At 67.9% G+C, this 13,948-nt stretch carries 7 protein-coding genes; 2 read left to right on the top strand and 5 right to left on the bottom strand.

The window, feature by feature from the left end:
* Positions 1 to 12: 12 nt before the first annotated feature.
* Both L1O03_RS00305 and L1O03_RS00300 read left to right on the top strand, forming a co-directional pair.
* Entirely contained in the window at positions 13 to 2,067 is a 2,055-nt protein-coding gene (locus tag L1O03_RS00305; protein WP_236117443.1) for a galactan 5-O-arabinofuranosyltransferase, read from the top strand.
* Between the two features lie 22 nt (positions 2,068 to 2,089).
* The gene (locus tag L1O03_RS00300; RefSeq protein ID WP_236117442.1) at positions 2,090 to 5,440 is read left to right on the top strand and encodes an arabinosyltransferase domain-containing protein; all 3,351 of its coding nucleotides are present in this window, start codon (positions 2,090 to 2,092) and stop codon (positions 5,438 to 5,440) included.
* A 69-nt stretch (positions 5,441 to 5,509) separates the two neighbouring features.
* Here L1O03_RS00300 and L1O03_RS00295 read toward each other — a convergent pair whose 3' ends face one another.
* The 5 genes from L1O03_RS00295 to L1O03_RS00275 form a co-directional block, all read right to left on the bottom strand.
* Entirely contained in the window at positions 5,510 to 5,974 is a 465-nt protein-coding gene (locus L1O03_RS00295) for a hypothetical protein (RefSeq protein WP_236117441.1), read from the bottom strand.
* Between the two features lie 79 nt (positions 5,975 to 6,053).
* Positions 6,054 to 7,586: a glutamate synthase subunit beta gene (locus L1O03_RS00290; protein WP_236117440.1), complete on the bottom strand. Its 1,533-nt coding sequence runs from the start codon at positions 7,584 to 7,586 to the stop codon at positions 6,054 to 6,056.
* Positions 7,586 to 12,199 carry a glutamate synthase large subunit gene (gene gltB, locus L1O03_RS00285; RefSeq protein WP_236117439.1) on the bottom strand — a complete coding sequence of 1,538 codons (4,614 nt, stop codon included), beginning with the start codon at positions 12,197 to 12,199 and terminating at the stop codon, positions 7,586 to 7,588. Before gltB ends, L1O03_RS00290 begins: the two co-directional genes overlap by 1 nt.
* A gap of 170 nt (positions 12,200 to 12,369) precedes the next feature.
* Positions 12,370 to 13,257: a PrsW family intramembrane metalloprotease gene (locus L1O03_RS00280; protein ID WP_236117438.1), complete on the bottom strand. Its 888-nt coding sequence runs from the start codon at positions 13,255 to 13,257 to the stop codon at positions 12,370 to 12,372.
* Entirely contained in the window at positions 13,254 to 13,826 is a 573-nt protein-coding gene (locus tag L1O03_RS00275; RefSeq protein ID WP_236117437.1) for a hypothetical protein, read from the bottom strand. Before L1O03_RS00275 ends, L1O03_RS00280 begins: the two co-directional genes overlap by 4 nt.
* Positions 13,827 to 13,948: the final 122 nt, after the last annotated feature.

The raw sequence follows: 13,948 nt of genomic DNA, 5'->3' as shown, positions 1-13,948 counted from the left end.
ACACTAGAACCCATGACGATTCAAGAATCCGCCACCGGATCCGACATGTCGGATCCGGATCTTTTTGACCCCCCGGTCAATGAGCCCTACTCCTCCGATCTCCTGAGCAAGAAGGGGACCCTCCTCGGCGTCATCGGAGCTGGTCTGGGGAGCGGGATCCTCGTCCTCCTCGGCTGGATCATCCTCAAGCGCGTGGATCTTCCCGCCTTTTCGACGTCCATGGTGCTGCGTGCGCTCGCGACCGCCTGCACCGTGGCGATCCTCGTCATCGTGGGCGGCCTGCTCCTCTGGTGGCTTCTCGACGAGCAACGCGCCGACGTCCGCCGTCGGAAAGACACCACAGACACCCACACCCCGCCGCTGCAACTCCGGCGGCCGCGCTGGCGCGTGTGGCTGACGCACGCGCTCTGCTATGTGGCGCCCGGCGGAATCGTGCTGAGCAGCACCGGGATCCCCCTCGCGGCGAGCCGCCTCTACCTCGAAGGCCTGCAGGTCGACCAAGGTTTCCGCACCCAGTTCCTCACCCGGATGGCGGAGAACCTCTCGCTGCGGGACATGAATTACATCGACATGCCCAGCTACTACCCGGCCGGGTGGTTCTGGCTGGGCGGCCGGCTCGCGAACCTGCTGGGCATCCCCGGCTGGGAGGTGTACCAGCCGTGGGCGATCATCTCCATCGCCATGGCGGGCTCCATCCTCGTGCCGCTGTGGCAGCGGATCACGGGTTCCCTCGCGGCGGGCACGGCCATCGCGCTGGTGAGCACGTGCATCGTCCTCGTCATGACGGCGGAGGAGCCCTATGCGGCGATCGTGGCCCTCGGGGCCCCGGCGGCAACGATCCTCGCCCGCCGCGCGCTCCTTGGCTCCCGCTGGTGCATCGTGGCGGTGCTGCTCTACCTCGGCGTGTCCGCCACGATGTACACGCTCTTCACGGCGCTCATCGCGGCCTCCGTGGTGCTCTTCGCCGCGGTCGCGGCCCTCTGGGAGTCCCGGAGCTGGCGGCCCCTGCTGCGGCTGTTCATCATCGGCTGCGGCTCACTCCTCATCGCCGCTACCGTGTGGGGACCCTTCCTCTGGGGCCGCCTGCACAGCGACGTGACCTCACGCTCCACCGCGAATCACTATCTCCCCCAGGCCGGAACGGAGCTCCCGATCCCCTTCCTCGCCCCCTCGGTGCTGGGCGTCCTGTGTTTCATCGGCCTGGTATACATCGTCGTGCGCTCCCTTGACCGGGATGTGCGGGCGCTGGGGCTGGGGCTCGTCGTGTTCTACCTGTGGGCGGTGGCTTCGATGGTGGTCACGCTGGCGGGCAGCACGCTCCTCGGCTTCCGGATTGACACGATCATTGTGCTCCAATTGGCGACGGCCGGGGTGCTCGCCATCGCTGAGTTCCGCCTGGTGGGCGTCGAGCGCCTCTACCCGGAGCGGATGAGCCCGCGGCTCTCGCGGACCATCACCATCCTCATGATGGTGCTGCTGCTGGGAGGCGGGGTGCACTACGCGCAGTCCATCCCCTCGCGGAACCAGAGCAGCATCGACCACGCGTACTCCGACACGGACGGCTACGGCGAACGCGCCGACCGCTTCACTGGCGACGCCGGCCAGTACTACAAGGAGATCAACGCGTTCATCCTCGACCACGGGAGGGACCCGGCGGACACGGTGGTCCAAACCGATGAGCGGGACTTCCTCTCCCTCTACCCCTACTACGGGTTCCAGGCTGCGACCAGCCACTATGCGAACCCACTCGGGGACTTCTCCAAGCGCAACCAGGCCATCGAGGACTGGGCGCGCGGCTCCTGGGATAACCTGGCGGATCCCCAGGCCTTCACCCGCTCGCTCGACTCGGCGCCCTGGCGTGCCCCCGATGTGTTCGTCTTCCGCGGCTCCGTCGATGACGCGAAGGACGGCTGGAAGACGCACATCTCCGAAGACATCTATCCCAACAACCCCAACGTTCGATTCCAAGCCATGCACTTCAATCCGAAGAGTTTCACCGCGCCCGGCGCGCCGTGGGATGTGAAGGAAGTCGGCCCGTTCGTGGTGGTGGTCCGCACTCATGCCTAAGCAATCACTAAACTCTGTGCCCGTGACACGCACTCCCGCTCCCGCCTGGCTCCGGCTCCTCACGCTCATCTCCGGCGTGCTGGGGTTCCTCCTCTTCGTCGCGACGCCCTTCCTGCCCGTCCAGCAGACGCAGTCCACGCTGAACTGGCCGCAGGACGATGACCTGGGCAGCGTCGTGGCGCCCCTGGTGTCCTACGCCCCCCAGGAGATCCACGCCACCATTCCGATGAGCGCCCTCGACGACGTCCGGGAGGGCCAGGACCTCGTCTTTGGTACTCTGCCCGAGCACTCCGAGCAGGCCACGAGCCGAGGGCTCTTCGTCCGCAGCTTCGACGGCTCGGTGGACGTCGTCTCGGAGGAGTCCGTGGTCCTCCAGCTCACGCCTGAGCAGGTGAAGGAGCTGCCGAAGGACGCAGTGCTGAGCATCGAGTCCACCGTCGACGCGACGAGCGCGGAGATCCGCAGCGCCTCCTCGGGCGCGGAGATCCACAGCGAGTCCGTCGACCGCGACGTCCGCCCCCAGGTCTCCGGCATCTTCACCGAGCTGGAGGGCGACGCCACCACCTCCCAGCAGCTCCGCGACGCCGGCATCTCCGCCACCGTGCAGATCAACAGCCGCTTTACTTCCTCGCCGACGCTCCTCAAGGGCCTCGCGATGGGGCTCGGGATCGTGCTCATGCTCGTCTCCCTGTGGGGGCTGCACCGGCTTGATCGCCTCGATGGGAAGCCCTATCGCGGCATCCCCGCGACCTGGAAGCGCTTCCGCCCGCTCGACGGCGTGGTCGTGTTCGTCCTCGCGTGGTGGCACATCTTCGGCGCCAACACCTCCGACGACGGCTTCCTCCTTACCATGGCGCGGGCCTCCCACCACTCCGGCTACATGGCCAACTACTACCGCTGGTATGGGGTCCCGGAGTCCCCCTTCGGCTCCCCCTACTATGACCTGCTGGCTCTCTTCTCCCAGGTTTCCACGTCCTCGCTGTGGATGCGTATGCCGGCGCTCATCTTCGCCCTGGCCATGTGGTTCATCGTGTCCCGGGAGCTCATCCCCCGCATGGGACCCAAGGTCGACGGCCGCCGCCTCGTCCACTGGTCCGCCGCGGGCCTCTTCCTGGCGTTCTGGCTGCCCTATGACAACGGCACCCGCCCGGAGCCCTTCATCGCGGTGATGATTGTGCTCACGTGGGCCTCCTTCGAACGCGCCGTGGCCACCAACCGGCTGCTGCCCGCGGCAGTGGGAACGCTCTTCGCGGCGGTGACCCTCTCCGGCGGCCCGACCGGCCTCTTCGGCCCGGCGATCCTCTTCGTCTTCCTTCCGGCGCTCATCACGATCCTGCGCCGCCGGCTGCCGCTGCTGGGCGACATCCCGACGTGGCAGGGGGTGCTCGTCTTCATTGCGCCCTTCCTGGCCTCGGGAACCGCGATCCTCGTGGCGGTCTTCGGGGACCAGCCGCTGGGCTCGGTCCTGGAATCCATCCGGGTGCGCGCCGAGGTCGGCCCCTCCCTCCGCTGGCACGACGAGGGCCTTCGCTACACCACCCTGTTCGAACAACTCGTGGACGGTTCCATGACGCGCCGCCTGCCGGTCTTCCTCATGGTGGCTGCGGCAGCGCTCATCACCGTGTGGCTGATCCGCCACCGCGGCCGCGTCCCGGGCGTGGCGCAGGGCCCGATCCAGCGCGGGATCGTCATCTTCTTCATCGGCACGGCGTTGCTCTCCTTCACCCCCACCAAGTGGACGCACCACTTTGGTATCTACCCGGGCCTCGCTGCGGTACTCGGCGGCGTGGCGGCCGTGGTGCTGGGGCGCATCGTCATGAAGGCCGTGTGGGCGCGCACGCTCACGCTGGGCACGTTCCTCTTCATCTTTGCCCAGGCCCTCGGCGGGCCGAACGGCTGGTGGTACGTGGCGCACTTCAGCGTGCCGTGGTGGGATAAGACGATCCAGTACAAGGGCGTCGAGGCCGCCGACATCGTGCTGGCGATCTCTCTCATCATCATCGTGGTGGGCGTCATCCAGCTCTTCCTCGAGCGGCACCGTATCGAGGAGGGCGGCACGCCCCGGCCTGTGCGCCCGAGCCGCTACGCCCGCGCCTGCGCGGCGCCCATCGCGGTGCTGGGATGCGTCATCGTGCTCTTCTCCATGGCGACGTTCACCAAGGCGTTCATCGGCCAGTACCCGGGCTATTCGATCGGCCTGGGCAACCTGCGCACCTTCGAGGGGAAGCAGTGCGGGATGGCCTCGGATGTGCTCGTCGAGGACAACACCAACGACTCCTTCCTCACCCCCGCCGATGGCCGCAGCCTCAAGGATTCCCTCAGCACGCAGGGCTCTTATGGCTTCCACCCGAATGGCGTGGCCGAGGACATCTCCGCTGATGATGCGGACACGACGAGCGTCGGCTCCATCGGCAAGAACAGCGACTCCTCCACCGCGAACGAGAACGCGAACGCCGAGGACACCGACGCCACCTCCAGCACCACCGGCGGCTTCCGCGCCCACGAGGGGATCAACGGCTCCCGGGCCACGCTCCCCTTCAACCTCGACTACACGACGGTGCCGGTCCTCGGCTCCTACACCCCCGAGGACCAGGCGCAGCGCCCCGCGAAGCTCACCACCTCCTGGTACTCCCTGCCGAGCGAGCAGAAGGAGGACTCCCCGCTGCTCGTCGTGTCCCTCGCCGGGCGCACCAAGCACCACGACATCAACGGTGTGAAGCAGGGCGGCCAGAAGTTCGAGCTCCAGTACGGCACCCGTGAGGCCGACGGCAGCGTCCACGACACCGGCTCCCTGGAAATGCTCGACGCCGGCCCCATCCCCTCCTGGCGTAACGTGCGCCTCCCGCTGGAGCGCATCCCGGAGGGGGCCAACGTGGTCCGGCTGTACGTCGAGGACACCTCGATGGACCCCGACCAGTGGGTGGCGGTCACCCCGCCGCGCGTGCCGCACCTGGTGGACCTCAACACCTTCCTCGGCTCCGAGAAGGCCGGGCTGCTCGACTGGTCCGTGGGCCTGCAGTTCCCCTGCCAGCGCTCCTATGATCACTACGCCGGCGTCGCGGAGATTCCGGACTACCGCATCTCCCCCGATTACGACGGCAAAGTCTGGCTCAGTGACTTCCAGGACTACAACGGTGGCGGCGCGATGGGATCCGTCGAGTCCGTCCTCACCTCCTGGGAGAAGCCGGCCTACCTCAAGGATGACTGGCAGCAGGACTGGGGCTCCCTGGAGATGTACTCCCTGCGCAAGGACTCCCGTGGAGAGACCCCGCAGCTCGCGAACATCGACTACGAGACCATCACCCGCAACGGCTGGTGGAACCCGGGCGAGATGAAACTCAACGCCCCGGATTACTCGCTGGCCGCGCGCTAGCTCCGCGTAGCCTCCGGGGAGCCCCGGGAGAGGACAAGGCCCCAGGATTCCCTGGGGCCTTAGCTCTTATCATTCGCCCATGTCGTGGGCGGCGCGATTGCGGAGCGCTATCCGGACACTGGTCTCATAGTATTCCTTGGCGAAATCCACATCCTGGCCGTCGATAAGGTCTCGGGCCCCCTCAGTCAGATTCATCATCGACGTTCCTGAGATACTTACCCCGAGCCCGAACTGAAGATACAACTCCGGAGTAGTCACGCGCATGGGCACATAGGCCCACTCCCCATCGACACTGTCGGAATACCAATGGCACAGGAGATAGGTGAGGAGCTGGTGCTTCTCCTCCCGCGGACGTTCGGAATGAAGAATCCTCGTCACGTACTCGACAGGAAAGGGAGACCCGGCGAAGCCTGCGTCTGGCCAGCCCAGCTCCAGTGCCTGGGAGAGCATCTCCCGGGAGCGTTCTTGTGTATCAACAAGACGACGCCGATATCCCGCAATCCACTCGGCAGCCTCGCGATCCTGACCGTTCATGATTGTCTCCTCACAACAAAGGCGCTGGATGTAATACATATCACATCCAGCGTCCTGGGGCTTGCTGCTCTTGCACCCCTTAGGCGCCCAGCGGCGCGCTCGACGGGCTGAGGTTCGCCGGCAGGGCGGTTTCGCCCATGAGGTCGGCGTCGACGGCCGCGGCGCACGCGCGTCCTTCCGCGATAGCCCACACGATGAGCGACTGCCCTCGCCCGTTATCCCCGGCCACGTAGACGGGGGTGTCGAAGCCCGGGAAGCGCGGGGAGGTCTGGGCGCGGTACTGCTCGTCGCGCACCATGCGGCCGCGTTCGTCGAAAGCCACGCCGAGTTCGTGCATGAGGCCGCCGCGCTCCGCCCCGGTGAAGCCGAGGGCGATGAGCACGAGGTCGGCGTCAATGTCGAAGTCGGTGTCCTCCATGGGGACGCGACGGCCGTCGACGACGCTCACCTCATTGCCGCACAGCCCAGTGACCTGTCCATTCTCGCCGTAGAAGCTCACAGTGTTGGCGTTGTACACGCGCTGACCGAGGGCCTCGCCGCTGTGGCGCAGGGTGATGCCGGGGACGTCAGCGGGCTCGTCGCCGGTGACGACGTACTCACCTTCCTCGTGGGCTGTGGCCACGCGGTACACCAGCGGGTACATGGGCCAGGGGGTGGAGGCGGCGCGGCGCCGGGGCGCGCGCGGGCGAATGTCCAGCTGAGTGACGCTGGCCGCCCCTTGGCGCAGGGCGGTGCCGAAGCAGTCGGTGCCGGTGTCTCCGCCGCCGATGATGACCACCTTCTTGCCCTTGGCGTTGATGCGCGGCTCGGCGGCGTCGCCCTCGCACACGTGGTTCTGCTCGGTGAGGTATTCCATGGCGAAGTGGATGCCCTCGAGGTCCCGGCCGTCCACGGGCAGGTCGCGCGGCATGGGGGTGCCGGTGGCCAGCACGACGGCGTCGAATCGCCGCAGGTCGCGGGCGGTGGGGGCGGTGTTGGTGCGGAAGACGGTGCCCTCGGCGGCCATCTGCTCAAGACGACGGTCAATGTGCCGCTTTTCCATCTTGTACTCGGGCACGCCGTAGCGCATGAGGCCACCGAGGCGGTCGTCGCGCTCAAACACGGTGACGTCGTGCCCGGCGCGCGTGAGCTGCTGGGCGGCGGCGAGTCCCGCCGGCCCGGAGCCTACCACGGCCACGCTCTGCCCGGTGTGGAAGGTCGGGCGGATGGGGTTCACCCAGCCTTCCTCGAAGCCGCGGTCGGCGATGGTTTGCTCGACGTTCTTGATGGCGACGGGGTCATCGTTGATCCCGAGCACGCAGGCCCCCTCGCAGGGCGCGGGGCAGAGCCGCCCGGTGAATTCGGGGAAGTTGTTCGTGGCGTGGAGCCGGTCGAAGGCCTCGCGCCAGCGATCCTGCCGGACCAGGTCATTCCATTCGGGGATGATGTTCCCCAGCGGGCAGCCCTGGTGGCAGAAGGGCACGCCGCAGTCCATGCAGCGGGTGGCCTGCTGGGTGAGGACGGTCTGGTCAGTGGGTTCGTAGACTTCCCGCCAGTCCATGAGGCGCAGCGGCACGGGGCGGTGCGCGGGCTCCTGACGGGTGTGGGTGAGAAATCCTCGTGGGTCAGCCATTAGTTCGCAGCCTCCATGATCGCAACGTTGACGTCTCGGCCGGCGGCCTCAGCCTCCTCGATGGTGGCGAGGACCCGCCGGTAATCGCGCGGCATGATCCGCACCATGTCCGCCGTCGTGTACGTGGTGGTGGAGCCGGTGAGCTCCCGGTGGCGGGCGATGATGTCCGCCAGCCACTCCTCTTCCTCGGGGTCAGTGATGGGCTCGACGTCCACCATCCCGGGGTTGACCAGCCGCTCGAGGTCGAGCTCCCGCGGCACGTAGGCAATGCCGCCCGACATGCCGGCGGCGAAGTTCTCGCCGATCTCTCCGAGCACCACCACGCGCCCGCCGGTCATGTACTCGCAGCCGTGGTTGCCGATCCCCTCGGCCACCACCGTGGCCCCGGAATTGCGGACGCAGAAGCGCTCGCCGACCACGCCGCGCAGGAAGATCTCCCCGCTCGTCGCGCCGAAGCCCACGACGTTCCCGGCGATGATGTCCGGCAGCGTCCGCAGCTGCGCGGGCGCGCTGGGATCGGGCTTCACGATGATGCGCCCGCCCGAGAGCCCCTTGCCGAGGAAGTCATTGGAATCCCCGACGAGCGTCAGCGTCATCCCCGCCGGGACGAAGGCACCGAAGCTGTTGCCGGCCGAGCCCGTGAACGTGAGGTTGATCGTGCCGTCGGGAAGCCCCTCGGCGCCGGCCGCGCGGGTGACGCGGGAGCCGGTCATCGTGCCGACGGAGCGGTTGACGTTGCTGATCGGATAGGTGAGGGACACCGTGGGCGCCTGACCGGCGGACATCCACTCGGGTGCGTTCTTGGAGCTCGCGGCCGCGGCGGCGTCGATGGTCAGCTGGGTGTCGGCGATGATCTGGTGATCGAGGGCGCCGTCGAGCCCGTGGTCCTGCTCCTTAGTGCAGCGCGGGGCTTGGGTCGGGAAGCGGGTGCTCGGCTGGTGGAAGATGGGGCTGAGGTCGAGCTTCGCGGCCCGGGCATGGTTCTCCAGGGCCTCGGTCATCCCAAGGACCTGGGATTGGCCCACCGCCTCGTCGATGCTGCGGAAGCCCAGCTGAGCGAGGTATTCCCGCACCTCCTCCGCGATGAAGGTGAAGAAGTTGACGACGTGCTCGGCCCGCCCGGCGAACTTCTTGCGCAGTTCGGGGTTCTGCGTCGCGATGCCGACGGGGCACGTATCCAGGTGGCACACGCGCATCATGACGCAGCCCTCGACGACGAGCGGCGCCGTCGCGAAGCCGAACTCCTCCGCCCCGAGGAGCGCCGCCACGATGACGTCGCGCCCGGTCTTGAGCTGGCCGTCGCACTGGACGCGGATGCGGTCGCGCAGGCCGTTGAGCAGCAGGGTCTGCTGGGTTTCCGCGAGTCCCAGCTCCCAGGGGCCGCCCGCGTGCTTGAGGGAGGTGAGCGGGGAGGCGCCCGTGCCGCCGTCGTGACCCGAGATGAGCACGACGTCCGCGTGCGCCTTGGAGACACCCGCGGCGACGGTGCCCACGCCCTGCTCGGAGACGAGTTTCACGTGAATCCGCGCCTCCGGGTTGGCGTTCTTGAGGTCGTAGATGAGCTGGGCGAGGTCCTCGATGGAGTAGATGTCGTGGTGCGGCGGCGGGGAAATGAGGCCGACGCCCGGCGTGGTGATACGCACCTCGGCGATCCACGGGTAGACCTTGTTCGGCGGGAGCTGGCCGCCCTCGCCGGGCTTGGCGCCCTGGGCCATCTTGATCTGGATGTCGGTGCAGTTATTGAGGTAGTGGCTAGTCACGCCGAAGCGCCCGGAGGCCACCTGCTTGATGGCGCTGCGGCGCCAGTCGCCGTTGCGCTCCGGCGTGAAGCGCTGGGGGTCCTCGCCGCCCTCGCCGGAGTTGGACATGCCACCCAGGCGGTTCATGGCGATGGCCAGCACCTCGTGGGCCTCGGCGGAGATGGAGCCGTAGCTCATCGCGCCGGTGGAGAAACGCTTGACGATCTCACTCACCGGCTCCACTTCCTCCAGCGGCACCGGCTCGCGGTCCGGGCGGAACTCGATGAGCCCGCGCAGCGTCGCGAGGCGCGTGGACTGGTCATCGACGGCGCGCGTGTAATCGCGGAAGACGGCGTACTGGCCGGTGCGCGTCGCGTGCTGGAGGCGGAAGATGGTCTCCGGGTTGAAGAGGTGGTACTCCCCCTCCCGGCGCCACTTGTATTCGCCGCCGAGGTCCAGCTCACGGTGCGCGTTCTCCTCGGGGCGCGGCAGGAAGGCGCTGCGGTGGCGGGCCTCGACGTCCTCCGCGATCTCCGCCAGCCCGATCCCGGAGATCGGCGAGGGGATGCCGCCAAAGTAGTCGTCGAGGAGCTGCTGGTGCAGGCCGGTCACGTCGGCGAGCTGCGCGCCGCGATAGCTCGCGACGGTGGCGATGCCCATCTTGGACATGACTTTGAGGACACCGCTCGTCGCGGCCGTGACGTAGTTGGAGCAGGCCTCGTCGAGGCTGAGCTCGCCGAGCTGCCCCTTCATCCGCAGCTCATCGATGGTTTCGAAGGCCATGTACGGGTTGATCGCGTCGGCACCGAAGCTGATGAGCATCGCGAGGTGGTGGACCTCGCGGGCGTCGCCGGCCTCAATGATGAGGGAGGCGCGGGTGCGGGTGCGCTCGGCCACGAGGTGCTGGTGCACCGCCGAGGTGAGCAGCAGGGAGGGAATGGGAGCGAAGCGCTCATCAGATTCCCGATCAGAGATCACAATGATGCTGTGCCCCTCGGCGATCGCCTGCGAGACCTCGCGCTTCACCCGCGCGATGGCCTCCTTCATCCCGGCACCGTGGTGCGCGACGGGATACAGGCCGCTGATGACCGCCGCGGAGAAGGACTCCCACTCCCCGTGATCGTTGGCGTGGATGAGCGTAGACAGCGCGTGATTATCAATGACCGGGGAGTCCAGCCGGATCCGCCGCGCCGCCTCCGCGTTGGGGTGCAGGACGTCCGCCTGCGCACCCAGCAGGGTGAACATGCTGGTCACGGGCTTTTCTCGGATGGAGTCGAGCGGCGGGTTCGTCACCTGCGCGAAGCGCTGGGAGAAGAAGTCGAAGAGCATCCGCGGCCGCTGGGAGAGCGCCGCGATCGGCGTGTCCGAGCCCATCGAGCCGATCGCCTCCGCGCCGTTGAGCGCCATCGGCCGGATAATGAGGTCCACATCCTCCTCCGTCACGCCGAACACCCGCTGGCGCAGCACCGCCCGCTCGTGCGGCATCCACGTGTAGCGCGTCTGCGGCAGCCCCTCAAGCGGCACGAAGTTCTCCCGAATCCACTGCCCATAGGGCTGGGATTGAGCCAGCTCGCGCTTGATTTCTTCGTCGGGAATGATCCGCCCCTGGGCGGTGTCCACGAGGAACATCTTCCCCGGCCGCACCCGGGTTCGCTTCACGACGCGCGCCGGGTCAATGTCCAGCACGCCAGCCTCCGAGGCCATGACGACGGTCCCCTCGTCCGTGATCCACACGCGCCCGGGACGCAGCCCGTTGCGGTCGAGGACCGCGCCGATGATGGTCCCGTCGGTAAAGGCGATCGCGGCGGGGCCGTCCCAGGGCTCCATGAAGCAGGAATGGTACTCGTAGAAGTCACGAAGTTCCTGGTCAATGGCCGGATTGTGCTCCCAGGCCTGGGGCACCATCATGGCGATCGCGTGCGGCATGGAGCGCCCACCGAGGTGGAGGAGCTCCAGGGCCTCGTCGAAGCGGGCGGTGTCCGAGCCCTCGGGGTCGCAGATCGGGAGGGCGCGATCAAGCGGGCCGAGCTCCTTGGAGGACATGACGCCCTCCCGGGCGCGCATCCAGTTTTCGTTACCCTTCACGGTGTTGATCTCACCGTTGTGCGCCACCAGCCGGTAGGGGTGGGCGAGCGGCCAGGAGGGGAAGGTGTTCGTCGAGAAGCGCGAGTGGACGAGGGCGATCGCGGAGGTGAGGTCCGGGTTGCGGAGGTCGCGGTAGAACTCGGCGAGCTGCGGGGTGGTGAGCATCCCCTTGTACACGATGGTCCGCGAGGAGAGCGAGGGGAAGTAGATGGTGGGCTCGCCATCGGTGCGGCCGAGCTCGTGGGCGCAGCGCTTGCGGATGAAGAACATGACCCGGTCCAGGTCAATGCCGGAGGCGCCCGGCGCGCTGAGGAAGACCTGGGCGAACGTCGGCATGGCGTCGCGGGCCATGGAGCCGAGGCCGCTGGGGTCGATCGGCACCTCGCGCCACCCGATGATCTCCGCGCCCTCCTCGGCGACGATGTCCTCGAACTGCCGGCGGGCGTCGAACATGGCCATGCGGCGACGCGGGAGGAACGCGATGCCGGTGGCGTAGTGGCCCGGGGCGGGCAGCTCCACGCCCTGCTCGGCCATCTCCTGGCGGTAGAAGGAGTCAGGGATTTGGAGGAGGATGCCAGCGCCGTCCCCGGTGGTGGGTTCCGCGCCGGCGGCGCCGCGGTGATCAATGTTGAGCAGGGCCTGAATGCCCTGGTCAACGATGGTTCGGGAGGGGCGGCCGTGGATGTCGGCCACGAAGGCGACGCCGCAGGCATCGTGTTCGTGGCGGGGGTCGTAGAGCCCGGTGCGCACTGGCTGGGCTGAGCGAGTGTCGCGTTCTGGGTGGGTCATGGGTCAGGTCACCTCGGCTTTCATCTTCCGGTCAACCTATAGAAAACCCTATGACGTGGCCTTTACGCAAACTGAGGACCTGTCACGGACCCCCACTGGGGACGACGACGACGCCCCCGCCGCGCACCCCAAGGAGGCCGCTGCCGGGAGGGCCGCCGCGCCCCTCGGCGTCACCCCACCGGCTGCGGGATGCTCTCCCGGTGGGCGCGCAGCCACCGCGTCTGGCGCCACCCCACCGTGAGCACCGCCCCATAGGAGAGCACGGCGATGAGCACCATCCACACCACCGCGAAGGCCTCATTACTGATGGCAAGGTTCCAGCACAGGTGCAAGGCCAACCCGGCGCACATCCAGGCAGCGGATTGCACTGCCCGGCGCCTCGCATCTTTGCGCAGCCCGTAGAGCGCGAGCCCCACACCCCAGCCGATCAGCGCCGTCCAGCACGCGTGAAGGAAGGGCCCACCCAGCACCCGCATGAGCCAGGTGGCGGCCATGCCCACCGCGTCCGAATCCGGGTGGGCTAGCCCCTCCACGTAGCCGTACATGAGGTTTTCCTGCACCTCGAATCCCAAGCCAATGAGCGCGCCCATCAGCAGCCCCTGCCACGGCCGGCACAGGTGCGAGACGCTGAGCAGGATGAGGACCACACCCAGACCCTTGAGGAACTCCTCCGGCCATGCCCCCGCCAGTGATGCCTCCAGCGGCACCCAGCCCAGGGCGCTCACGAGGTCCTTCATGGGGTTGGCTAGGAGCGGCGCCGCGACGACGGCCACGCCCCCGCCCCACAACAGGGCGGCGGCCACCGTCGGCCACCCCAACCGGGACGGGTGAGCAGGCCGCACGCCTCGCCACAGCGGGCTCAGCCTCAGGAGGCCGACGAGCACGGCGGCCTGGAGAATCGCGAGCGGAAGGCCAAAGAGGACGCCCTGCCAGGACACTCGCGCCGCAACGCCCAGGTGGAGAAGCAGCCCCACCGCCCCGATGAGGAGGCACACCCCCAGCACCCACGGCGCTGCGTCACGCCGCGCTACAGAGTTCTTCAGCGTCTGCACGATCATGCTCCTGTCACCTCAACGTTCTTCCTCATCTCACCCTGTGGCTCGACGCCAGCCAGCGTCTGCCACACGGCCGCCGCCGCGTCACGGGTCTTCCCCTCATCGCTGCTCCGATGCAGCACCACGGTGAGCACCGAGCCGGCGTGCTCCCCCTCCTTGGGCCTCAGCTGGAAAGCCACTACCGGGGACGCGGATTGCTTCTTCCCCACCGGGCTGGTGAGCGCCATGCTCGCGGCCGCGATCTCACCCCGCTCCCCGAGGTCCTGCGTCACCACAGGGGCCGTCTCCGGGGACACGCCGACGAACGTCACCGCCCGCATCGCCCGGCGCAACGCCCGATCCGCGTTCTCGGGTTTCTCAGCCACAATGCTGGACACCTCCACGCCCTGGCAGTCCCAGGCCGTGAACTCGGCGGCACTGCCGCGCGTATGCGCGCACTGCAGCGGGCTGCCGTCGGCGCGCGTGAGGGGGAGGGACCAGGTGCCCGTCGAGTTCCCCACCGTCGCGGTGCTCAGGCCCACCTCAGGGCGCGCGGAGGACACCATGCGAGCCGCCCCCCAGGGCACCAACATGGCGACGCAGAAGAGAATGCCAAGACGTAGGAGAAGACGGCCCGGGCGAGCGGGCCCTTGATGAAAAACACTCACGATGCGTCAGCCTAAGCACTCAACCTGCTTTTCCCACCCTAGATTCC

Origin of the sequence: Corynebacterium uropygiale, from assembly GCF_021568315.1 — a bacterium.
Taxonomy (GTDB): Bacteria; Actinomycetota; Actinomycetes; order Mycobacteriales; family Mycobacteriaceae; genus Corynebacterium; species Corynebacterium uropygiale.
The sequence above is the reverse complement of the archived record's forward strand: the minus strand, read 5'-3'. Positions and strand labels throughout refer to the sequence as shown.

Excerpts from the sequence above, each read along its gene's own strand:
- L1O03_RS00295 (WP_236117441.1), bottom strand. The coding sequence starts at position 5,974 with ATGAACGGTCAGGATCGCGAGGCTGCCGAGTGGATTGCGGGATATCGG.
- L1O03_RS00305 (WP_236117443.1), top strand. The coding sequence starts at position 13 with ATGACGATTCAAGAATCCGCCACCGGATCCGACATGTCGGATCCGGAT.
- L1O03_RS00275 (WP_236117437.1), bottom strand. The coding sequence starts at position 13,826 with ATGTTGGTGCCCTGGGGGGCGGCTCGCATGGTGTCCTCCGCGCGCCCT.
- gltB (WP_236117439.1), bottom strand. The coding sequence starts at position 12,199 with ATGACCCACCCAGAACGCGACACTCGCTCAGCCCAGCCAGTGCGCACC.
- L1O03_RS00280 (WP_236117438.1), bottom strand. The coding sequence starts at position 13,257 with ATGATCGTGCAGACGCTGAAGAACTCTGTAGCGCGGCGTGACGCAGCG.
- L1O03_RS00290 (WP_236117440.1), bottom strand. The coding sequence starts at position 7,586 with ATGGCTGACCCACGAGGATTTCTCACCCACACCCGTCAGGAGCCCGCG.